22 protein-coding genes and 1 tRNA gene are annotated in these 23,009 nt (G+C 59.2%); 15 read left to right on the top strand and 8 right to left on the bottom strand.

Annotated features, from left to right (window positions below; translation table 11 throughout):
* Positions 1-34 precede the first annotated feature (34 nt).
* From mobA to ACNAZS_RS07270, 10 genes are all read left to right on the top strand, one after another.
* Positions 35-628, top strand: a complete 594-nt coding sequence (mobA, locus tag ACNAZS_RS07315) for a molybdenum cofactor guanylyltransferase MobA (RefSeq protein WP_415788852.1) — start codon at positions 35-37, stop codon at positions 626-628.
* Positions 625-1,917 (top strand): molybdopterin molybdotransferase MoeA, encoded by a 1,293-nt coding sequence (gene moeA, locus ACNAZS_RS07310; RefSeq protein WP_415787725.1) that lies wholly within the window; start codon positions 625-627, stop codon positions 1,915-1,917. Before mobA ends, moeA begins: the two co-directional genes overlap by 4 nt.
* Positions 1,918-1,936: 19 nt before the next feature.
* Positions 1,937-2,467, top strand: coding sequence for a molybdopterin-guanine dinucleotide biosynthesis protein B (gene mobB, locus ACNAZS_RS07305; protein WP_415787723.1), 531 nt, complete (start codon positions 1,937-1,939; stop codon positions 2,465-2,467).
* A 77-nt stretch (positions 2,468-2,544) separates the two neighbouring features.
* Positions 2,545-3,306: an NAD(+) diphosphatase gene (nudC, locus tag ACNAZS_RS07300; RefSeq protein WP_415787721.1), complete on the top strand. Its 762-nt coding sequence runs from the start codon at positions 2,545-2,547 to the stop codon at positions 3,304-3,306.
* Positions 3,307-3,357: 51 nt separating this feature from the next.
* Positions 3,358-5,259: an LTA synthase family protein gene (locus ACNAZS_RS07295; protein ID WP_415787719.1), complete on the top strand. Its 1,902-nt coding sequence runs from the start codon at positions 3,358-3,360 to the stop codon at positions 5,257-5,259.
* A 341-nt stretch (positions 5,260-5,600) separates the two neighbouring features.
* The gene (locus ACNAZS_RS07290; protein WP_415787717.1) at positions 5,601-6,869 is read left to right on the top strand and encodes an HlyD family secretion protein; all 1,269 of its coding nucleotides are present in this window, start codon (positions 5,601-5,603) and stop codon (positions 6,867-6,869) included.
* On the top strand, positions 6,866-9,064 hold the full coding sequence (locus tag ACNAZS_RS07285) for a peptidase domain-containing ABC transporter (protein ID WP_415787715.1): 2,199 nt from the start codon (positions 6,866-6,868) through the stop codon (positions 9,062-9,064). Before ACNAZS_RS07290 ends, ACNAZS_RS07285 begins: the two co-directional genes overlap by 4 nt.
* 49 nt (positions 9,065-9,113) lie before the next feature.
* On the top strand, positions 9,114-10,577 hold the full coding sequence (locus tag ACNAZS_RS07280) for a TolC family protein (protein WP_415787713.1): 1,464 nt from the start codon (positions 9,114-9,116) through the stop codon (positions 10,575-10,577).
* Positions 10,578-11,039: 462 nt separating this feature from the next.
* Positions 11,040-11,369 carry a hypothetical protein gene (locus ACNAZS_RS07275; protein ID WP_415787711.1) on the top strand — a complete coding sequence of 110 codons (330 nt, stop codon included), beginning with the start codon at positions 11,040-11,042 and terminating at the stop codon, positions 11,367-11,369.
* A 6-nt stretch (positions 11,370-11,375) separates the two neighbouring features.
* Positions 11,376-11,822, top strand: a complete 447-nt coding sequence (locus ACNAZS_RS07270) for a hypothetical protein (protein WP_415787709.1) — start codon at positions 11,376-11,378, stop codon at positions 11,820-11,822.
* A gap of 266 nt (positions 11,823-12,088) precedes the next feature.
* On the opposite strand, the gene ACNAZS_RS07265 is transcribed toward ACNAZS_RS07270, so the two are convergent.
* Positions 12,089-12,165, bottom strand: a tRNA-Pro gene (locus ACNAZS_RS07265).
* An 85-nt stretch (positions 12,166-12,250) separates the two neighbouring features.
* On the bottom strand, positions 12,251-13,216 hold the full coding sequence (gene ispB, locus ACNAZS_RS07260; protein ID WP_415787707.1) for an octaprenyl diphosphate synthase: 966 nt from the start codon (positions 13,214-13,216) through the stop codon (positions 12,251-12,253).
* Between the two features lie 273 nt (positions 13,217-13,489).
* Here ispB and rplU point away from each other — a divergent pair, with 273 nt between their 5' ends.
* The 4 genes from rplU (at position 13,490) to proB (ending at position 16,551) form a co-directional block, all read left to right on the top strand.
* Entirely contained in the window at positions 13,490-13,801 is a 312-nt protein-coding gene (gene rplU, locus ACNAZS_RS07255) for a 50S ribosomal protein L21 (protein WP_415787705.1), read from the top strand.
* Between the two features lie 55 nt (positions 13,802-13,856).
* Positions 13,857-14,117, top strand: coding sequence for a 50S ribosomal protein L27 (gene rpmA / locus ACNAZS_RS07250; RefSeq protein ID WP_415787703.1), 261 nt, complete (start codon positions 13,857-13,859; stop codon positions 14,115-14,117).
* Positions 14,118-14,202: 85 nt separating this feature from the next.
* Positions 14,203-15,339: a GTPase ObgE gene (gene obgE / locus ACNAZS_RS07245; protein ID WP_415787701.1), complete on the top strand. Its 1,137-nt coding sequence runs from the start codon at positions 14,203-14,205 to the stop codon at positions 15,337-15,339.
* A gap of 75 nt (positions 15,340-15,414) precedes the next feature.
* Entirely contained in the window at positions 15,415-16,551 is a 1,137-nt protein-coding gene (gene proB, locus ACNAZS_RS07240; RefSeq protein ID WP_415787699.1) for a glutamate 5-kinase, read from the top strand.
* Here the strand turns inward: proB and ACNAZS_RS07235 are convergent.
* Positions 16,548-17,297, bottom strand: coding sequence for a response regulator transcription factor (locus ACNAZS_RS07235; protein ID WP_415787697.1), 750 nt, complete (start codon positions 17,295-17,297; stop codon positions 16,548-16,550). The two genes, proB and ACNAZS_RS07235, sit on opposite strands and share 4 nt — an antisense overlap.
* Before the next feature lie 76 nt (positions 17,298-17,373).
* Between ACNAZS_RS07235 and ACNAZS_RS07230 the strand changes: the two genes are divergently transcribed.
* Positions 17,374-17,820, top strand: a complete 447-nt coding sequence (locus tag ACNAZS_RS07230) for a helix-turn-helix domain-containing protein (RefSeq protein WP_415787695.1) — start codon at positions 17,374-17,376, stop codon at positions 17,818-17,820.
* A 69-nt stretch (positions 17,821-17,889) separates the two neighbouring features.
* On the opposite strand, the gene ACNAZS_RS07225 is transcribed toward ACNAZS_RS07230, so the two are convergent.
* The 5 genes from ACNAZS_RS07225 to urtB all read right to left on the bottom strand — a co-directional run bounded on the left by ACNAZS_RS07225 (position 17,890) and on the right by urtB (position 23,002).
* On the bottom strand, positions 17,890-18,543 hold the full coding sequence (locus ACNAZS_RS07225; protein ID WP_415788850.1) for a peptidoglycan DD-metalloendopeptidase family protein: 654 nt from the start codon (positions 18,541-18,543) through the stop codon (positions 17,890-17,892).
* Between the two features lie 231 nt (positions 18,544-18,774).
* The gene (urtE, locus tag ACNAZS_RS07220; protein WP_415787693.1) at positions 18,775-19,473 is read right to left on the bottom strand and encodes an urea ABC transporter ATP-binding subunit UrtE; all 699 of its coding nucleotides are present in this window, start codon (positions 19,471-19,473) and stop codon (positions 18,775-18,777) included.
* A gap of 1 nt (position 19,474) precedes the next feature.
* Positions 19,475-20,335: an urea ABC transporter ATP-binding protein UrtD gene (gene urtD, locus ACNAZS_RS07215; protein ID WP_415787691.1), complete on the bottom strand. Its 861-nt coding sequence runs from the start codon at positions 20,333-20,335 to the stop codon at positions 19,475-19,477.
* The gene (gene urtC / locus ACNAZS_RS07210) at positions 20,325-21,467 is read right to left on the bottom strand and encodes an urea ABC transporter permease subunit UrtC (RefSeq protein WP_415787689.1); all 1,143 of its coding nucleotides are present in this window, start codon (positions 21,465-21,467) and stop codon (positions 20,325-20,327) included. Before urtC ends, urtD begins: the two co-directional genes overlap by 11 nt.
* A complete protein-coding gene (urtB, locus tag ACNAZS_RS07205) occupies positions 21,464-23,002 on the bottom strand; it encodes an urea ABC transporter permease subunit UrtB (RefSeq protein ID WP_415788848.1) in 1,539 nt (512 codons plus the stop codon). The genes urtC and urtB overlap by 4 nt, the downstream gene beginning before the upstream one ends.
* Between the last annotated feature and the right edge of the window lie 7 nt (positions 23,003-23,009).

Here is a 23,009-nt window from a genome sequence, read left to right as displayed (position 1 = left end):
CGCGCTGCTGAACGCGGTTTTTTTATCGCGTGCCATGATCCATACTCAAGACATCACGGGCCTCATCCTCGCGGGCGGGCGAGGCAGCCGCATGGGCGGCGTAGACAAGGGGCTGCAAAGCTACCAAGGCATGCCCATGGCCTTGCATTCACTGATGCGCCTGGCCCCCCAGGTCGGCTGCGCCATGATCAACGCCAACCGCAACCTGGCCGCCTACGAGGCCATGGGGGTCCCCGTATGGCCCGATAACCTGCCTGATTTCGCCGGACCGCTAGCGGGACTGGCAGCCGGGCTGGAGCGCTGCGAAACCCCCTACCTCGTCACGGTACCCTGTGACTGTCCCCGCTTTCCTCTCGATTTGGTCGAACGCCTGGCCCAGGAGTTGGTCGACCACGATGCTGACATTGCCATGGCCGCCACACCGCAGGATGGCAAGCTACGTACCCAGCCGGTTTTCTGCCTGATGAAAACCTCGTTGCTCGGCAGCCTCCTCGAGTTTCTCCATAGCGGGCAGCGCAAAATTGACGTCTGGACAGCCCAACACCGCTGTATTGACGTGCGCTTTGACGATGCGCAAGCCTTTGCCGGCGCCAATACCCTGACCGAACTGCAACAACTCTCGTCATGACCCGCCCCTTGCCCCCCAGCCTGGCTTCCATCGTCTCCTGCATCAGCGGCTATGACCCCACTGCACTGCCGATTCCTCAAGCCCGTGCGTTTATCGATCAACTAGTACCGCGTATCAATGCCGTCGAGATGCTTCCCCTGCGTTCGGCCCTGGGCCGCGTGCTGGCACGCGATATCCTCTCGCATCTGAATGTCCCCGCGAATGACAACTCCGCCATGGACGGGTATGCCTTTGCCGGGCGCGAGTTGACGGAAAACGTCGATACCATCCTGCAGGTTGCGGGAGAGTTGTTAGCGGGCGATCAATCAGCCCCCTGCGTCGGTGCCGGACAGTGCGTGCGCATCATGACCGGTGCTGTGATGCCGGCTGGCCTGGATACCGTCGTTCCTCAAGAATTTATCCGCCAGGACGCCGATCGCATCATCATTCCCGCGAACGTCTTGCGCGCGGGCGACAACCGCCGCCTGGCGGGCGAAGACCTGGCCATCGGCGACAGCGCCTTGAAGGCCGGACGGATTTTGCGTCCCGCCGACATCGGCTTATTGGCCTCGCTGGGTCAGGCCGAAGTCCCTGTGCAACGACGCCTGCGCGTCGCCTTTTTTTCTACCGGCAACGAATTGCGTTCCGTGGGCGAGCCGCTCGACGAAGGCTGTGTCTACGACAGCAATCGCTACACGCTATGGAGCATGCTCCAGCGGCTGGGTGTCGAGGTACTGGATCTGGGCGTCGTGCGCGATGACCCGCAAGCCCTGGCCACAGCCTTCAGCAGCGCGGCCGCAAACGCAGATGCGGTGATTACCTCGGGAGGCGTCAGCGTAGGCGAGGCCGACTATACGAAAACCGTGATGGCGGAATTAGGGGACGTCCTGTTCTGGCGTATCGCCATGCGCCCCGGCCGGCCCATGGCAATCGGCCGCATTCGCGCCGATCATGGCGACGCCATTTTATTTGGCTTGCCAGGCAACCCGGTGGCTGTCATGGTGACGTTCTATGCGCTAGTACGCGATGCGTTATTGACCATGGCGGGCGCTACGCCTCAAACCCTGCCGTTACTGCGCTGCACAGCCGCGCAACCGATACGAAAAAAACCGGGGCGGACCGAATACCAGCGGACCATCGTGACGCCCTCTCCCGACGGAGGATGGCAAGCCAGCATTACCGGCTCACAAGGATCAGGGATTTTGCGCAGCATGAGCGAAGCCAATGGCTTGATGGTGCTCCACCATGAGCAAGGCAACATCGCCGCCGGTGAGCTCGTTGATGTTCTGCCGTTCGACAGCCTGATTTAACCCTGTTACGAGCTCGACAATGACAAGAATTATTGGTTTTGCCGGATGGAGCGGCGCGGGCAAGACCTCGTTGCTGACCAAGCTTATCCCCTGCCTGCAGGCTCGGGGCTATAGCGTCTCCACCCTAAAACACGCCCATCACGCCTTTGATATCGACACACCCGGTAAAGACTCGTTTCTGCATCGCGCATCGGGCGCAACGGAGGTCCTCGTTGCCTCGTCCGCACGCTGGGCGCTGATGCACGAGCTGCGGGGCGCCCCCGAGCCCGAGTTGGGCGAACTCCTCAACGCCATGAGCCCTGTTGATTTCATCCTGGTCGAGGGCTTCAAGCGCAACGCCCACATCAAAATCGAAGTCCATCGTCAGATTAACGAAAAACCCTGGCTGTACCCCGACGATCCCAGCATCGGCGCCATTGCCACCGATGTTGCCTCGGAAGATCACCCCTTGCCGCGTGTACCCCTAGATAACGTCGACGCCATTGCCGATCTGGTCGAGACGTTAGCCTGGCCGCTCGATGTCGCGATCGCCCGGCTGACAAATGCCTGAAGTCTCCCCTAATCGTCCATTCCCGCTGTAAAGTAGCGGCTGAAAATAGTCTCAGCCCGTCAGCGCAAGGAAGCATCTTGAATTTTATTTTCCGAGGTAACGAACTGCTGGTCCAGGAGACTGGTCTTGAATTACCTAACGCGACAGCTTGCGCCGCGCTGGACCTGCAGCCCGACGCCTTGCAACAAGTGTGGCTGAACAACCCGGATATCCGCACCACCCATGTCCCCCTCACCACCGAGGCGCCACCGGGCTACGCATTTCGCAAATTACGCGCGCTGCTCAGCGAACTAGGCGAACAGGCCGCACTGGCCGGACGTGCCTTTCAGCTGGCGGAATGGGCCCGCACGCATCGCTATTGCGGCGTCTGCGCGACGCCCATGCAACCGGCAACCCACGAGTTCTGCATGCGCTGCCCTGCCTGCGGCCTGTCAGCCTATCCTCGTGTCTCCCCCGCAATGATGGTGTTGATACGCAAGGGCGACAGCATCCTGCTGGCGCGCCATGCGACCTATGCCACGGCGCGTCATACCGCCTTGGCTGGCTTCGTCGAGGCGGGTGAAAGCATCGAAGACGCCATCCACCGCGAGGTCTACGAAGAGGTCGGCCTGCGCGTCACCGATCTGAGGTATTTTGGTAGCCAATCTTGGCCATTCCCGCATTCCCTGATGATCGCCTTTACGGCTGAGTATGTAGGCGGTGATATCCGAGTGCAAGCGGACGAAATTGCAGAGGCCCACTGGTACGGCCCCGGTGATGCAATGCCCGATATTCCCATGCGGGAATCCATCGCCGGCCGCCTCGTGCGCGCCAATCTACCCAGCGGTAGCCACTCTTAATAATAATTGCGCGCTCCTTCGGTATCGGGCGTCGCAAGTAGCGGGACTCTAATGCGACATTCAGTCATCCTGTTTATCATCGCAGCCTTCGTGCTGCTCATTGTCAGCCGCCTGGCTCTGGCGACTTGGCAATGGAGTCGGGTAAGCAAAGCAGGGGGCCTGCGTCCCCTGTTGCGAGGCGGCCTACGTATCGACACGACCCAAATCGCCATACTGATCGCGCTGCCAGCCGTCCTGTCACCGTTTTTGGCGCATCTGCCCGCCGCCGCCACCGCGACGGGTATCTGGCTGCAAGTGTGCTGGATTTTATTGGGCTTTCTCGAGGTCGCCACGCCTGCCTTTGTCATGGAGTACGACACCCGCCCCAATCGCCTGTTTGTGGAATACCTGAAGCACCCCCGCGAAGTCTCAGGCATGCTATGGCGCGGCTACAAACTCGAACTCGTCGGTGCGCTCGTCGCGGTCGTGGCATTGCTGGCCATTGGCCATGCCTTGTTCGGCAACCCGGCCGTCGAGACCCGTTGGGCCTGGTGGCAAATGATCGTGGGCGGCGTGGTCATTCTAGCCGTCCTCATCCTGGCGATACGCGGCACGCTCGGACATCGCCCCATCAACCCCTCTACCGTTGCGTACAGCAATGACGGCTTGCTCAATACGCTGGCGCTGAACTCGCTCTACAACGTGCTTTATGCCATCTACAGCATGAAACACGAAAAATCAGCGGCTGCCGTCTATGGCCAGATGCCGAGTGCCCGCATGCACGAGATTGTTCTGTCTTGCGCCGGCCTGCCACATCCGCCGGCGATCGATACCCATCCAAGCGTGCATGATCAAACGCCCTCGCAGACGCGATCCCGCCCGGCCAACATCGTCATCATTCTCGAGGAAAGCCTGGGCGCCCAATATAGCGCCGCGCTCGGTGGCAACGACTACACCCCGCAGCTGGATGCCTTGGCAAAGGAGGGCTGGACCTTTACCCGGGCCTATGCCACAGGCACCCGATCCGTGCGTGGGCTCGAGGCCGTCACCGCGGGCTTTCTGCCCACGCCGGCCCAAGCCGTTTTGAAATTACCCGCGGCACAACGGGGATTTTTTACGCTCGCCGACGTCTTGGGCCGCCACGGTTACCACTCCCGCTTTATCTACGGTGGCGAATCGCACTTCGACAATATGAAAGGCTTTTTTCTGGGTAACGGCTTCGACGAGATCATCGACCGCCCGGACTTCACCAACCCGGCATTTGTGGGCACATGGGGCGCGTCTGACGAAGATATGTTCACCCAGTTGGACACGCACTTGCGTGCCGACCATGATCGCGATCGCCCCTCGTTCACCTTGGCCTTCAGCGTCTCCAACCACTCACCCTGGGAGTACCCCGCGGGGCGCATCACCGTCGAAGGCAACCCTGCCACCGTCGAAAACACCGTACGCTATGCCGACTGGGCGCTCGGCCAGTTCTTCGAGCGCGCGCGTCAGGCACCCTATTGGGAAAACACTATTTTCCTGGTGGTTGCTGATCACGACTCGCGGGTATTCGGCGACACGTTGGTGCCGGTACGCCACTTCCACATTCCGGCCGTCATCCTGGGCGGCGGCGTGCCTGTGCGACGTGATGAAAACATCATCAGCCAAATCGATCTCCCCCCCACGCTGCTATCGCTGGCGGGTGTCACATGTACCCACCCGATGCTAGGTCATGACCTGACCCGCAGCGCTCCCCATCGGGCCATCATGCAGTACGAAAATCACTACGGCTACCTGAAAGGCGACGATCTGCTGGTGCTACTGCCCGATAAAGATCCGGTGCAATTTCAGTATGCCATGCCCGAAGCCTTCGTTCCGACACCTACCAATGCGGCGCTCGCCGAAGAAGCACTGGCCCATGCCCTATGGCCCAGCTGGGCTTACCGTGAAGAGCGCTATTGCGTTCCCGCCGACGCTAAAACCGCATAACCTCCCTCGGAGCATCCCTCGCTCGGAGATTGGACCGATGGGCTCGCAATGAGCCCATCGCCGTCATCACATACGATACATGCGTCGTCTCTAGATCAGACTCGTCTGATATCACTGCCAAACCCTTGCATTCGACTCGCACCACGCTTGCGCCTACCTAGAATGGCCGCACGCTAAAGCAGCCGTCAGTACTTACGCAGCAAGCCTGTTCGCGCACGATGCCATAGCACCGTTCGCCGCGAACGATTGCGCGTCGTACGGGCACCCTTTATCGAATCCATTGACCCCATTCTGGCGTCGTATTTGCCCCAGGATTTCACGCCACATCGCGCCGTATTACTGTGTTTCGAAAATCTGCTCTCGACGCCACCAAGACACATCCGCTGGGATCAGTCATCGCGCTACGTCCGGTGTCGACCTCGGCGCTGGTCGGTTTGTTCGCGCTCTTTGGGCTTTGCCTCTTGGTGTTCTTCTGCTTTGGCTCCTATACCAAACGGGTAAAGGTCTATGGGCAGCTCATTCCCGCCAACGGACTCGTCAAGGTCTATGCCCCCCAGCCCGGCGTCGTCACCGCCAAGCACACCACGGAGGGTGCGTTTGTCACGAAGGGCGAGCGCTTGTTCACGCTCTCCAGCGAGCGCTACAGCCACGCCGGCGCAGCCATCCAGGAGACCATCAGCCAGCAGTTGCAGCGCCGCCTCGATCTGCTTGAACGCGAGCGCGACAAGCTCACCACGATCCACCACGAAGACGCCTCCTCGCTAGCGCGCACCATTGCCAATCTCTCGAAAACACTGGATCGCATAGACGGCCAGATTTCCCTGCAACAAAAGCGCGTTGCTCTCGCACAAGACAGCACGCGCCGTTACCAGGGGCTGGCCGCTAAAAACTATGTCTCTCGCGATCAATGGCAAGAAAAACAGGCCTTGCACCTCGAACAACGGACACGGCTTGCCGACCTGCTCCAGCAGCACGCCGAGACAACCAAAGAACTCGGCAGACACGAAAGCGAACAGCGCACACTCCCTCTGAGACAACAGGCCGCAGTCACACAAATCGAACGCGACATTCTCGCCATCACGCAAGACCTGACAGAGAGCGAAGCCAGACGCCACGTCGTGATACTGGCTCCCGAAAGCGGTCAGGTCAGTAGCTTGCTCGCCGAAGTCGGGCAATACGCCGAGCCCAACAAGACCCTGCTCAGCCTGATACCCCAGCACAGCGAATTGATCGCTGACATCTACATCAAAAACAAAGACATCGGCTTTACGCGCATAGGGGATCGCGCGCGGGTGCGCTACGCCCCCTACCCCTACCAAAAGTTCGGTATGCACGGGGCGCACGTCGCCTCGATCTCTACCGTTGCCATTCCCGCCACCGAAATCGTGAATATCTCTGGCGCCGTGCCCGGGCTGGAACAAAACTCCGCCCACGACCTGTACTACCGCGCATCGCTACGACTGGATACGCAAGACATCCTTGCCTACGGCACACCACAGCTTCTCGCGCCTGGCATGTCTCTCGAAGTCGATATTCTGCGAGAAACCCGCGCCATCTACGAATGGGTGTTGGAGCCGCTCTACACCATCACTGGAAAGGTCTCGAAATGACGGCTTTCTCTTTCTCGGACCTCAGGCGTCTCATGTCGGGGCGTCTCTCCGTCCCCGTCATCCTCCAAGGAGAAATCACCGAGTGCGCCAACGCGTGCGTGGCAATGATCTCGACCTATTACGGACACGCGTTGACCATCTATGAACTACGACAAAGATGTCCGACTTCCTTAAAAGGGGCAACGCTGTTGCAGGTGGGCCAGATGTGCGAACAGATCGGCTTACAGTTCCGCGCCATGACACTCGAACTCGACGAGCTGGCAAAGCTGCGCACGCCTTGCATTTTGCACTGGCGATTCAACCACTTCGTCGTGCTTTGTTCCGTCAGTGGTGGTACCGCCATCATTCACGACCCTGCCACAGGACGACGTCGAGTCTCGCAGGCGGAGCTCAACGAGGCGTTCACTGGCGTCGCGCTGGAGGTCTGGCCCGCCCAGACTTTTAACACGGCGCCACCTGAACCCGTCATGCCGCTGCGCAAGCTCGTCGGCGCCGTTTTCGGCTTGAAACGCGCATTACTGCAAATCATCGTGCTGGCGCTCGTCCTGGAAATGCTCTCGCTCGCATCGCCAGTCTTCACACAATGGATCATCGACGACGTCATCGTTTCCGCGGATACCGACCTACTCACCACGCTGTTGATCGGTTTCGCGCTATTACTGATCATGCAAGCTGCCGTGTCTACCCTGCGCGCCTATATCGGCATGCAGCTGAGCACCAGCCTGTCGTTTCAGAGCAAAAGCAATCTGTTTGCACACCTGGTCAAACTGCCCACCGCCTATTTCGAACGACGTCACATCGGCGACATCGTGTCGCGATTCGGCGCCATCGATACGATTCAACAAACACTCAACGCCTCATTGGTTGCGGGCATCCTCGACGGGCTCATGACAGTGATCACACTGGTGCTGATGTGGCTCTATAGCTGGCAGCTATCCCTGATCGCAATCGGCGCAATGGTGCTTTACGGCGTCGCTCGCCTGCTCTCCTATCCCCCACTCAAAGCGCGATCCCACGATGCCATCATCAAGGGCGCGAAAACCCAGTCTCACTTCCTCGAAACCTTGCGCGGCATACGCACGTTGCAAGTTTTCCAAAAGGCCCAAGACCGCTGCGCCACATGGCAAAGCCTGATGGTCGAGCAAGTCAATGCCGGGGTCAAGATTCAAAAACTCAAGCTGATATTCCAACAACTCAATACATTGATTTTCGGCATGGAAGGCCTCGCCATCCTGTGGGCAGGGACCAATCTGGTCATCACCGGCGGCTTTAGCGTAGGCATGCTGATGGCGTTTCTCGCCTACAAGTCGCAATTCAATCAACGCGTCGGTGCTTTGATTGACAACTTCTTCGAGCTACGCATGCTGCGTATCCAAGGAGAACGGCTATCTGACATCGTACTTACCCCGCCCGAAAAACCCGGACTGGATCCGCAGCGATCGCTGGAATCACTCGCCGGCACACTCTCATTCTCTAACGTGTCCTTCCGTTATGGGGACACTGATCCCTGGGTGCTCAATGACGCGTCGTTTCACATCAATCAAGGCGAATCCGTCGCGATCACCGGCACCACCGGTGCAGGAAAATCCACGCTATTGAAGATCATGCTGGGTATTCTCCAGCCCACACAGGGCGACATCGCGATTGGCGACGCACCCTATACCGTACTCGGCGCCCGCGGCATACGCTCGCTATCGACGTGCGTATTACAAGACGACGTGCTCTTTGCGGGCTCCATTGCTGAAAACGTCAGCTTCTTTGACCATGACACCGACATAGCCTGGGTTCAAACGTGCTGCAAACATGCGGCGATTCACCATGACGTCGACGCACTGCCCATGGGATACCACACACTCGTTGGCGACATGGGGACAGTGCTATCAGGCGGTCAAAAGCAACGCCTGCTGATTGCGCGGGCGCTCTATCGTCGTCCCAAAATTCTCATCCTGGACGAGGCCACTTGCCATCTCGACCTTCAGGTCGAAGCCCAGGTCGTGCACATGCTTAAGACTCTCAACATCACCCGAATCGTCGTCGCGCATCGCCCGCAGACCATCGCCTCGGCAGACCGTGTGCTGATCTTGCAAAACGGGAAGATCACTGAGCGTACGTCGTCTGATTTTTCTACAGATCATCAATGCCCCGTACCTGCGGCGGGACATCCTCCCACAGAGGCAATCATCGCCGCCCGCTAACCATGTTCACGGATTTACCTTTCACCCTAACCCGCCACTCATGCGCACCATGTTTGCATTTCGCAGTCTGCTATTGATGCTTGGTCTGGCGGCGACTTGTCCGGCTATCGCGGTGGAGCCCACCCTTGAGCTTCCGCCGCCGCTTGAGCTGAACCTCGCACCCGGTCTCTGCGAGGCGCCCGCCACTCTGTCCGATTTAAGCCTGCAAACCGCCGTACAAATCGCGCTTTGCAAAGCGCCCCGAGTGCGTCAAGCCCACCTGAGCATCGAAGAGGAACTTGCGAATCTCCGAACCGCGCACGCCAAATACCTACCCACGTTAGACGCCAACGCCGACGCCAATCGCATCGGCAAACGCGTCAAGTATCCCGATCACACCGGCGCCAATCACAGCCTGCATACCAACAGTGGCAATGCACGCCTCGGTTTGAGCTGGTTGTTGTTTGACTCCGGACGCCGCGACGCACAATACGATAGCGCCCACGCCAGACTGACGGCCGCCCTGTACTCCCAGGTGTTGGCAAATCGCGATCGAGCGGTGGCGGTTGCAGACAGCTACTACAAGGCATGCCACGCAGCGGTCAGCGCCGAGGCAGCTCGGCAGGCCGTCTCTCGAGCCAAACAGAGTCTGCAGGCGACACAGCGCTTACGCGAAGGGGGCGTCGGTTCCCTTGCCGACGAACAGCTTGCCAAGCTCGCCTGGCAACGCAATCTCGTCGACAACGACACTAAAGCCACTACGGCAGCGATTAGTCGGGCCGTTCTCGCCACCACCATCGGCCTGCCCGGCCAGAGCGCCATCAACTTGTCAAAAGCCCCGGACAGCACGTTCCGAGCGAACCCGACGACGGCCTCGCGCCGAGCGGGACATCTCAGTCCATCACCTGTCGCGGGATCCAACGACATCCATTCCCAACTTAACGAACGGATCATCACCGCCGTGCGCAATCATCCTCGACTCGCTGCCGCGCGCGCCAGTACTCAAGCCGCAAACGCGGAGGCTCAAGCCATCAACGCACAACATCTTCCCGGCGTCACCTTGCAAGCTGATCGTCATACCGGTTTCACGCCCCCGGCGAGCTCCGTCGCGAAGCAAAAGGTCAATGGCTGGTCCGTCGGCTTCACCGTACACATTCCTATTTTTGACGGGTACGCGATCAAGCACGCGACCGACGCCGCACGAGTCCGAGCCCAAAGCGCGCGCGAAACAGAACGGTCCATATGGCTCGAAGAAGAACTCAAGCTCTTGACTGACGTCAGCCAAATGACCAGCGCCAACCACAAAGAGGCATTGCTCAAGGACGCCGAAGCCAGCGCGCAACAGGCCTACCGAAGCGCGCAAGTCCGCTACCAAGAGGGAGTAGGCACGGCACTCGAGCTACTGAAGGCCCTCGATGAACTCGCCAGCATTCAGCAAACGGCCATTGACGTGCATTACGAATTGCTCGCGACAAGGTTCCGGGTTTCTGTGGCGCTAGACACGTTACCGCCCGTCCGCATAGAGCGCCATTGATTGCTTAACGAGAACACCATGCGTGAACTGTCATCCGCGGAACTCCAACAGGCCTCAGGAGGTTTCAACCCGCTCTGTATGGCTGTGGAGCAAATTGGGAGCCTAAGCGCTTCGACTGGATACCTGACGGTCATGGGCATCAAAGAATCATATGGAATCGGCCATCACGACACCGTAGTTGGCGTTGCAGGCGCGATTTCGTACTGCGCAAAGGTGAGCCGAAATATATGCCATAACGCGATTTATCCCGTCCGAGAAGGCATCTTTCTCCGTGCCATTATCAACTTCACATGCGGGTGTTTCTGCGCGGCAACCGAGCATCCTCCCAGACGAAGCAAACCCGACTGCCCGCAAAGCGAAGAACTCTAAATAACGTTCAAGTTATCAGTGACCGCACCATGCGTAACGCGTGGGAATTTCAAACCAGAGCGTGGACGCTCTTACTTTAGATGGAGATATGGAATGCAAGCACTCTCACTACAGAACCTGCCATTGGTAGCCGGCGGGACCGACGCGTTGGTCGTTAGTGAACCGCCTATGTCGGGGGCCGAATTCGGCGCCTCCATGGCATCCCTCGGCTATTCCCTCGCGTCGATGTACTCGAAAGGCGAGCTCGACTCGACCTTCGATCTTTGGCAGGCGTCCATGATGGGCGAAGGCCTTGGAGCGACTCTCGATAACTGGCTCTCTGATTATGAAACATTCCGCATGGGCACCATCGGCGTCACGGCCTTTCTGGTAGGCGCGGCAACCGGAATAGGCGTGCCCGAATCCGACGATTATTACGACTAAAGGCGCTTGAAAAGCATTAAACCCTTGACGCTGTCAGCAGCGTCGAGTTTGTTATTCACCCTAGTTAATAAGCTAACTAAGAAGTCAATGATCATGCGTGAGCTAAAACTAATAGAAATGACCCTCGTCGCCGGACGGAACGCCGACGAAGCAACGACCTCGGCAACCGGGGCCCCTAGATACACCGGAGAGCAACTCGCCCAAAAAATAGGCAGTGTTGCCGGTAGTGCCGCACTGGGATTGTTAGGCGCCGCGGGCGGCGCCTACATAGCCGGGCCCGCTGGCGCGACCGTTGGATTAATGGGAGGTCGCATGGCCGGGAAATTTGCGGGATCACTATGCGGAGCCGCCACCGGTTCTTATCTCAGCAAACAACCGAACCAGAATAATGTGCACATGGTCGGCACGGACGACGCAGGAGACGAAGATCAAGAGGTATGCCCTGTGTACTGAAGCTTATTTTTTACACCTTAACCACTGAGGGCATAGCAATGCACGCAGTACCGCTACAAGATTTAGCGCTGGCATCCGGCGGGGCAATCGAAGGCTCACTGCGGACCCAGACCAAACCGCAGACGCATCCGTAAATCGGAACTCAGCACTCCGCTTCTCATCACAAAACCGTCAAACGCAAAAAAACCGGACACTGCATCTCTGCAGTTCCGGCTTTTTTTGCCACTGATGTCGGGCACACCAGCAAAAATTCGACCACTAATCAGTGGTCGGGGCGAGAGGATTCGAACCTCCGACTCCTGCGTCCCGAACGCAGTACTCTACCAGGCTGAGCTACGCCCCGATTTGCTATATCGCTTGTATTGACTACATCGCTTTTAGCGGCACTTATAGCGTGCGTACAAAGCGCGCATTTACAGTGCTTTCTTTCAGCGGTCTCGATTCACCGCGAAAGCGCAAAATTCTAACAGGGATTCTTGATAAACGGAAATCGGTAAGACGTCCAAGGCTTTTCGAGCGATCTCCGCTTCGGCCAGAGCGGCCTGGCGTGCGTGCTCCAGAGCCCCTGTCGCTTGAATGGCCTCGGCCACGGCAGCAAAATCCGCATCGCCCGTCTGGATCGCGGTACGAATCATCTCGCGTTGCTCGGGTGTGCCTTGCTCCATCACCCAGATCAACGGCAAGGTGGGCTTGCCCTCGCGCAAATCGTCCCCCACGTTCTTGCCCAGGGCCTGGGCGTCGCCGCTGTAGTCCAGCACATCGTCGACCAACTGAAAGGCGGTACCCACATGCCGGCCATAGGCTGCGGCGGCGGCTTCTTGTTCGGGGGTGGCGCCCGCCAGTACCGCGCCGACCTGCGCGGCCGCCTCGAATAGTTTGGCCGTCTTGTAGCGCACTACCTGTAAATAACGCGCTTGCGAGACGTCGGGATCGTGGACATTCAGCAACTGCAAGACTTCGCCTTCGGCGATGACGGTGGTGGCCTCGGACAGGATCTGCATGATCCGCATCGAGCCGGCCTCGACCATCATTTCGAACGAACGCGAATACAGATAGTCGCCCACCAGCACACTGGCCGCATTGCCGAACATGGCATTGGCCGCCTCGCGGCCACGCCGCAGGCTGGATTCGTCGACGACGTCGTCGTGCAACAGGGTCGCGGTGTGGATGAACTCAACCACGGCGGCCAGCAAATGATGGTGCCCCCCCTGGTAACCCAGCGCACGTGCCACCATAAGCACCATGGCGGGCCGCATGCGCTTGCCGCCCGCGCCGATAATGTAATCGGCGATCGTCCGGATCAGTACGACCTCTGAGTCCAGGCGCCCGCGGATAACCACGTCGACAGCCTTCATGTCATCGGAAATAGGGGCGATCAGCTCAGGGAGATTCAAAACGTATCCGGCAGGTATCAGGAAGAGCCGACCCAGGGCTCTGTGGTGTGTCAACGCGGGCAAACGCGCCGCTGTCCGGGGTCTCGTGAATTATACGAGGTCTGATCGAGGCACTGTCAGCGCATCCTGGCTGTCTGGCGCGCCCTGCCTGCCAACGCTCCCTTGAAACGGCCTAACCACCCGGCCCATAAGGAAATTTTGACTTTTCCATAGCCGCGCGCTAGAATCTCTGGTTCGGTCAACACCGAAATCCCTATTTTTAAGGAATACCCCATGTACGCGGTCGTAAAAACCGGTGGCAAGCAGTATCGTGTTGCCACTGGCGAAAAACTCAAGGTAGAACAGATACCTGCTGACATTGGGCAAGAAATCACCCTGGACCAGGTCCTGTCGGTGGGCGAAGGCGATCAACTGAAAGTTGGTACTCCTATCGTCGCTGGCGCCGTGGTCAAGGCAACGGTTCTTGCGCATGGCCGGCACGATAAGGTCAAGATCTTCAAAATGCGCCGTCGCAAGCACTACCAGAAGCATCAGGGCCACCGTCAGAACTACACCGAAATCCGCATCGAAGTCATTACGGCCTAACGGTCCGTACGGCTTAACGATCCGATTTGGTATTGAATAGCAGGAGCTATCAAAAATGGCACAAAAGAAGGGCGGCGGCTCTACGCGAAACGGTCGTGACTCAGAATCAAAACGACTGGGCGTCAAGGCATTTGGCGGCGAACAAATCCCGGCTGGCTCGATCATCGTGCGCCAGCGCGGTACCCGTTTCCACCCCGGCACCAACGTTGGCATCGGCAAGGATCACACCTTGTTCGCGCTGATCGACGGCAAAGTTCAATTCGGCTTCAAAGGCGCATTGAACAAGCAGATCGTGTCGATTGTGGCAGCCGAATAACGGTTACCGGATAACGGTCACCGTTTCTTAAACGGCAAAAGCCCTGTCGCGCGCGGCAGGGCTTTTTTGCTTCAGGCAGGAACTTATGAAATTCGTAGACGAAGCCACCATCGAAGTCATCGCCGGTAAAGGCGGTAATGGCGTGGCGAGCTTTCGCCGCGAAAAATTTATCCCTAAAGGCGGCCCCGATGGCGGCGATGGCGGACGCGGCGGCAGCATCTTTGCCATCGCCGATCGCAACATCAACACGCTCATCGACTTCCGCTATGCTCGCTTGCACCGCGGCAAGAACGGCGAAAACGGCCGTGGCTCGGACCAATACGGTGCCGCCGCAGCCGATATCACGCTGCGAGTTCCCGTAGGCACCGTCGTCTATGACGCAGATACCGGCGAGCTCTTGTTCGATCTCAATCGCCATGACGAAAAGGTCACGCTGGCCGCCGGCGGCGAGGGCGGCATGGGCAATATTCACTTCAAGTCCAGCATCAACCGCGCCCCGCGCCAGTGGACGCCCGGCAAAGAAGGCGAACAACGCCGTCTGCGCTTCGAGCTGAAAGTCCTGGCCGATGTCGGCTTGCTGGGGCTGCCCAACGCGGGCAAATCCACGCTGATCAGCCGCATCTCTAATGCGCGCCCCAAGATCGCAGACTATCCGTTCACCACCCTGCACCCTAACCTGGGCGTCGTACGTACCTCGGCGGCGCGCAGCTTTGTCGTGGCGGATATTCCCGGGCTGATCGAGGGTGCCTCCGAAGGTGCCGGCCTGGGCCATTTGTTCCTGCGCCACCTGGCACGCACGCGGGTGCTGCTGCATCTGGTCGACATCTCGTCAGCGGATCCGGATACCGATCCTATCGACCAGGCCGTCATCAACGCGCGCGCCATCGTCGAGGAACTGCGCCGCTACGATCCGGAACTGGCCGACAAACCCCGCTGGCTCGTTCTCAACAAGCTGGATATGGTGCCTGACGCCGAATCCGCCCGCGAGCGTTTTGCGCAACAGTTCGACTGGCATGGTCCTATCTACGCGATTTCCGGGTTGAATGGCGACGGAACGCAAGAGCTGATCTGGGCCTTGCAAGACTACCTGGACGCCGAGCAACGCAAAGATAACTTGGCCGACGACAAGGCGGATGGCACTTACGTCGCTGAAGACCCTCGCTTTGATGCGACACGCGGTGATGCCCCTGCCCCCCAAGCGCCGCGTGGCGGTGACGAATAATCCCTCATCTCATTTTCGTTTTCCGCCGGCCGCGGGTTGCGGCCACTTTCTTCATTGCGATACTCGGTCATCACCATGACTGCCGATCACACACCTGTCTCTGTTGTAACCTCTGCCACGCGCCTGGTGGCCAAAGTCGGATCCTCTCTGGTCACCAACGAAGGGCGCGGGCTGGACCGCGCCGCCGTCGCGCACTGGGCGGCCCAAATCGCCACCCTGCGCCAACAGGGCAAACAAGTCGTGCTGGTATCCAGCGGCGCCATTGCCGAGGGTATGGCCCGGCTGGGTTGGCGTAAACGACCGTCGGTGATGCATGAATTGCAAGCCGCGGCGGCCGTCGGTCAAATGGGGCTGTGCCAAGCCTATGAGGCAGCATTTGCCGAACACGGCCTGCGCACGGCACAGATTCTGCTGACTCACGAAGATCTGGCCGACCGCCGCCGGTATCTGAACGCGCGAAGCACCCTGTTTTCGCTCTTGCGTATGGGTGTCATCCCGATCGTCAACGAAAACGATACGGTCGTCACCGATGAAATTCGTTTGGGTGACAACGACACCTTGGGCGCCCTGGTGACTAACCTGATCGAAGCCGATGCACTGGTCATCCTGACCGACCAACGCGGGCTCTATGACTCGGATCCTCGCAAGAACCCTGCCGCGGTCTTTATCTCGCATGCGCAAGCCGGCGACCCCACCCTGGAAGCCATGGCCGGCGGCGCTGGCTCGGGCATCGGCACCGGTGGCATGCTAACCAAGATCCTGGCCGCCAAGCGAGCCGCGCATAGTGGCGCCCACACTGTGATCGCGTCGGGCCGCGAACGCGGCGTGCTGACTCGCCTGGCGCAAGGGGAATGCATCGGAACCGAACTGAGCGCCGTACTGCCGGTATGGTCCGCTCGCAAGCAATGGCTGGCAGACCACCTGCGCCTGCGGGGACGTGTGGTGCTGGACGATGGCGCAGTGCATGCTCTGCTGCACGAAGGCAAAAGCCTGTTGCCTATCGGCGTTGTCGAGGTACAGGGGGAATTCGAGCGCGGCGATGTCGTGGCGTGCGTTGACGCCCAAGGCACGGAATGCGCGCGCGGCCTGATCAACTATTCGTCATCAGACACGCGGCGCATTCTGCGGCAGCCATCGTCTCAAATTGCACGAATACTGGGTGACATGACCGACCCGGAATTAATGCATCGCGACAATCTGGTGATTACCTAGCTGCAATAGCCTGCCGACGCGGGCACCGGGACATCTTCTAGCGGTTTGGCCTCGGTCGCCGTGTCCGTCAGGAAAATGTAGCCCCATTGCCGCACAGCCAATAATGGCAGGCCTACCCCAAGCCGTTCGGCTTTGGCGCGTAGGCGCGACACCATGACATCCACGCTGCGCGCGGAATGCGGGCCACGGGGGCCGGCAACAGCGGTCGCGATCAGGCGCTCACGCGGCAAACGATGCCCAGGCGACGACAGCAACCGCAAAAAGAACGCACTTTCGGTAAATGTCAGGGGCAGACGCTGACCGCTAGGTCCGGCCAGGACGCGGCCGGAATGCGTCAGACGCCATGGGGACGTTTCCCGCGGAGCTCGCGCGGACGGCCCGTTGCGCGACCTCACCAGGGCCCGACCTAATGCGCAGACCTCACGCAAATCGGTCGACAAGAGGCAGCAGGCGTCCGCCCCCGCATCCAGTGCCGCAACACGTGCGTCAACACCAGGATCGCTGATCAGGGCAATGAGCGCGGCGTTGGGGGACGTGTAGCGTGCCACGCTCACCAGCGTACGCAGGTCGTACTCTTCATTTTCAATCACCACAACTTGTGGCGCGCAAACCTCGACCATTCCCGTCAAGGCGGCGGTCGTCGTGCAACTACGGACGGACCACCCCTGAGCGGCCAACCCCGCAACCAGATTCGGCAAGCGTGGATGTTGGCCTTGAATGATGATAGATTCGATTGCAGCATGCATAGGATCTCCTCAGCGAAAACACATAAGTAATAATAATGATCGCCAACGTAATCTAAACGCACGGTTCAATCGGCTAGTGAAGACATTCTCAGACCGATTGAAGCACGCAAGGCAGCTTCGAGACCACACTCAGCAAAGTTTGGCGCGTGCTTGCGGGCTATCGCAAAGCACGATCGCCAGCTATGAAAATGGTGAACGCAAGTCCAGCCGGTCTTTTCGAAAGATCGCCAACGTCTTGCGTGTCGAACTAGACTGGTTGGAAACAGGCAAAGGCCCGATGGAAAGGCGGGACCACTATCCGTCGACCAGCGCGTCAGACGCCTACCCACTCAGAGAACCCGGCAATGCGTCCGGGGCGTTGTCACCGCCCGCCGCGTGGCCCTTTCCCAGCGTATCGCCTATGCAGATCAATGCCTTGTCGGCCAGTGACCGACAAGAGCTCGAGAAATGGCTGCGCCTGATGGTAGAAGGCTATTTGCACGCTTACGCGACACCCTCACGCCCGAAACGACGCAACTCCTGACCAGGAACGGCCGGAGCAGCATGTCTCCTGCCCTCGCCGCGGGGTACGGCGGCCGGCGAAAACCGAGCTTCAGCGCGGCGGCAAGGCGCCTGACGGATCTACCGGCTGACCGCGATGACGCAACTCAAAATACAGCCCCGGTCCGCTGCGATCCGTGCTGCCCATATCCGCGAGTTGCTGCCCCTGAGAGACCTTTTGGCCCTCTTTGACCAGTAATTTATTGTTGTGTGCGTAGATGCTGAGGAAATCGCCCGAGTGCTGCACGATCACCAGATTCCCGTAGCCCCGTAAACGGTTACCCGCATACACGACACTGCCTGCGGCGGCGGCCTTGATCGGGGTACCGGCCTTGTTGACGATGGTCAGACCCTTGGACGATGTGCCGTTGTAGCGTTGCGTCAGTGTTCCGTCGGCGGGCCATACCAGCTTCAGCCCTTTGACCACGGCCGACGACGACGATGACGACATGGCAGGCGTTCTCGTGCCGCTCGTCTTGCCGGAACTCGTGTCGGGCGGCGGCGCACTGCCGCCCTTGGCATTGACGCGCAGTAATTGTCCCTTCTCAATACGATCCGGGTTCGACAATTTATTCAAGCGCATTAATTCCGACACACTCGTATCGTGTTGGCGCGCGATTTTGTGTAACGTGTCGCCGGGCTGTACACGGTAGTAGCCCGACTCAACCTTGCCGGAGCCGGTACTGCCGCATGCGGCCAGGAGCATCAATAAACAAATGCCCAGAGCCAGGCAGAAATGGCGCCAAGCGGGCAACGCCCAATCCCGGCTGGACGTTGCGTACGAAATAGGGGAAATAAAAATGGCAGACACTGACGATATATCGATAGGAGTGGCAAAGGCGGCGTAGGAAAAACGCTTCGCCCTGAAGGGTAACAAGAAACGATGTAACAGGCTGATGCATTTGATTCTACATCTGCCTCGCCCCCGCCCCTGTGCCTACACCGATAAATGTCGTCTTACATCTTCGCTATCCATCTCCGAGCGGGGCCCATTTGCCACCACCTCGCCGCGCGATAGCACCACGAACTGGTCTGCAAGCTCGCGGGCAAAATCGAAATACTGCTCGCACAGCAAGATACCGATGTTGCCGCGCTCTCGCAGTAAACGAATCACTCGGCCAATGTCTTTGATGATGGACGGCTGGATGCCCTCCGTCGGTTCATCCAGAATAATCAGCCGGGGTTCTGCCACCAGCGCGCGCGCAATCGCCAATTGCTGTTGTTGGCCACCAGATAAATCGCCGCCCCGGCGATTCAGCATGGTTTTGAGCACCGGAAATAGCGTGAAGACTTCCTCTTTAATGTTGCGTGCCCGCGCGCCCGAAAAGCGGGCCATCCCCATCATGATGTTTTCTTCGACGGTCAGCCGCGCAAATACGTCGCGGCCCTGCGGTACGTAGGCAATACCCAGCGCAGCGCGCCGATGCGGCGGGAGGCGCGAAATATCCTGCCCGTCAAACAGCACCTTGCCTGCTGCAATGGGCAACACGCCCATCAGACATTTCAATAATGTCGTCTTGCCGACGCCATTACGTCCCAGGAGGCCCAGGCATTCACCCTGCTGCAGCGATAGCGACACGCCACGCAGCGTGTGGCTACCCCCGTAATATTGATCAATGGATTGGACTTCCAACATGTCAGCGCCCCAGATAAACCTCTATGACCCGCGTATCCGCCTGCACCTCGGTCATCGTGCCCTCAGCCAGCACTGACCCCTCGTGTAGTACGGTCACTTTGCCGCCATCGGCAATCCGCGAAACAAAGTCCATATCGTGTTCCACCACCATCAGGGAATGACGGCCGCGCAACTCATTGAGTAACTCGCCGGTGCGTTCCGTTTCGGCGTCGGTCATACCCGCCACCGGTTCGTCAAGCAGCAGAAGTTGCGGCTCCTGCATGAGTAACATACCGATTTCCAGCCATTGCTTTTGCCCATGCGACAACAACCCCGCCACGCGATAGGCCTCGTCCATGAGCCGGATCAAGGCCAAGTTCTGCGCGATGCGATCGGCTTGCTCGCTACTGAGTCGGGCAAACAAGGTCGGGCGCACCCGTTTGCTGGCTTTCATCGCCAGCTCCAGGTTTTCCAGCACCGTATGCTGCTCAAAAACCGTGGGGCGCTGAAACTTGCGGCCAATACCCGCGTTAGCAATCTGTGTCTCGTTCAGCGTCGTCAGGTCGATATTCTGTCCAAAAAAAGCCGATCCCGTGTTCGGGCGCGTCTTACCCGTAATAACGTCCATCATGGTGGTCTTGCCTGCACCATTGGGCCCGATGATGCAGCGCAACTCCCCGACACCGATATCCAGCGTGAGATCGTTCAGCGCCTTGAATCCATCGAAACTAACCGTGATGCCCTCCAGATACAAGATGGCACCGTGCGTCGTATCGACCCCCGCAGGATTCACCCGTCCATACGACGCTTGCCCGCTGGGGCCGCCGTCCTCATCCAATCCCGCCGCCGCATTTGTACGTGGCGCAAGCCATTCAACGCTCATGCTGTACGCTCCTGCGGCTTGCCATCCAGCGCCGCGCCAGTCCCACAATTCCCTGTGGCAGCCACAAGGTCACCAGGACAAAGATCAACCCCAGGGCATACAACCAGAACTCCGGAAACACGCTGGTGAACCAAGTCTTCAGGCCGTTGACCGCACCCGCGCCAATAATCGGGCCGATCAACGTGCCCCGACCTCCCGTCGCCACCCAGATCACCATCTCAATCGAGTTTTCGGTCGACATCTCACCAGGGTTGATAATGCCTACTTGTGGCACATACAGGGCACCCGCCACGCCGCACATCACAGCCGACAGGGTCCACACGAACAGTTTGAATCCCAGCGGCTCATAGCCGATAAATCGCACACGGCTTTCGGCATCGCGCACGGCCGTCAACACCCGGCCCAGTTTGGATTTCGTCACCACACGAGCCACCACCAGAGAGCCGAGCAGCACGGCTAGCGTCACCCAATACAACGTGGCACGCGTACCTGGCGCCGTGATATCAAAACCCAGGATGCGTTTGAAATCCGTGAAACCGTTATTACCGCCAAATCCCGTATCGTTGCGAAAGAACAGCAACATGGCGGCGAACGTCAGCGCCTGCGTGATGATCGAAAAATACACGCCCTTGATACGTGAGCGAAAGGCAAAATAACCGAACAAGAACGCCAAGCCACCAGGCACCAACACCACCAACAGCATGGCGTACCAGAAATGATCCGTAAACGCCCAATACCAGGGGTAGTCCTTCCAGTTCAGGAACACCATAAAGTCCGGTACATCGCTCTGAGACACGCCATCGCGGCCAATCGCGCGCATCAAGTACATACCATGCGCATAGCCGCCCAGGGCGAAAAACAGGCCGTGCCCCAACGAGAGGATACCGGCATAGCCCCACACCAAATCCAGTGCCAGGGCTGCGAGCGCATAGCACATGAACTTGCCAAGCAGCGCCACCATATAGGCCGACACATGCAATGCGTGCCCGGATGGGAATAGCAAATTCAAAAGAGGTAGCAAGGCCAGCAGAGCCGTCGCGATCGCCAGCGCTGTCCAAGCTTTCGGACTAAACAAGGGGCGCCGCAATGCGGCCGCGTACGACGCACTGTGGTTTAAGGTCGGTGAACTCATTCGGCGCTCCTGCCACGCGGCGCAAACAGGCCTTGCGGACGCTTTTGGACAAACAGCACAATCAGCACCAAGATCACGATCTTGGCCATGACGGCTCCGGAATAAGGCTCAAGAAACTTGGTGACGGCCCCGAGTCCAAGCGCGGCGACTACCGTGCCCGCCAACTGACCCACACCGCCCAGCACCACCACCATGAATGAATCCACGATATAGCCGCGCCCGAGATCGGGCCCCACGTTGCCTAGCTGCGACAAGGCGACACCCGCCAAACCCGCGATGCCAGATCCCAATCCGAACGCCAGCATATCGACACGCCCAGTGGGCACACCGACACAATCCGCCATGCGACGATTCTGTGTAATCGCCCGCACAAACAAGCCCAGGCGGGTGTGGTTCAGCAAGACCCAGACAAACACCACGACCAGTATCGCGAACACAATGATGGCCATTCGGTTATACGACAGCACCAGGCTGCCCAGTACCGTCACGCCCCCGCTCATCCACGAGGGGTTACTCACCTCGACGTTCTGCGCGCCAAACAAAGTGCGGACGGCTTGCATCAGCATCAGGCTGATCCCCCAGGTCGCCAACAATGTCTCCAGCGGACGGCCGTATAGCCACCGTATCACCGTGCGTTCCAGCGCCATCCCCACCAAGGCCGTCACCACAAAAGCCACCGGCATTGCCGCGATCACATACGCATCCAGCCACTGGGGAAACCACAGTCGAAACAGCGATTGCACGGCATACGTGACATAAGCGCCAATCATCAATAGCTCGCCATGCGCCATATTGATCACGCCCATCAAACCAAACGTAATGGCCAGACCCAACGCGGCGAGCAGCAGCACACTGCCCAGGCTGATGCCATAAAACAAGTTGCCAATCCACGCCACCATCGACAAATGGCGTTCGATGCGCTGTAACGCGGTGCTTGCGGCCTGACGCACCTCGGCGTTCGGCTCGGCGTAAACGCCTTGAGCGTCTTGCTGCAGTAGCGCTTGCAGCAAGGGACGAAACGCGGCGTTGCCGCTATTTCCCAAGGTTTCTACCGCCTTGCGCCGTACGGAGGCGGTCGTGCTTTTCAATTGCAAGGTGGCCACGGCGACCTCCAGGGCCGCGTAGACCTGCGCATCGTCCTCATCAGCCAATGCCTTTTCCAGCACCGGCAACATCGCCACGTCCGCGCCACGCTGCAGACTTCGCGCGGCAGCTAAACGCTGCTCGGGGCTCTGCGCGTGCAAACGCGACGCCGCCAATGCCGCGGAAATCGCACGACGTAGCCGATTGTTCACCGACACCGTACCCGCCAGCGGAGGCATCGTCTCGACAGACTGCCCAGTCGCCGCATCCACAACACCCGTGGGTGTTTCAACGAATAGTCGGGATTCAGGAGTGACATACAACCTGTCGTTACCCAGAGCCTCGAGGATTACCGCCGCTTGCGGCGAGGACTCAATGCCCAGGCGGGCGATGGCCTCCAGCTTGGCATCCGTCTCATCGCCAGCCAGGGGCGCGAGCAGCGCCGGATCCAGGCCCGGG

This window comes from Bordetella tumulicola (assembly GCF_965138755.1).
Taxonomy (GTDB): domain Bacteria; phylum Pseudomonadota; class Gammaproteobacteria; order Burkholderiales; family Burkholderiaceae_B; genus Bordetella_A; species Bordetella_A tumulicola.
This window is presented reverse-complemented; position numbering and strand designations above follow the sequence as displayed.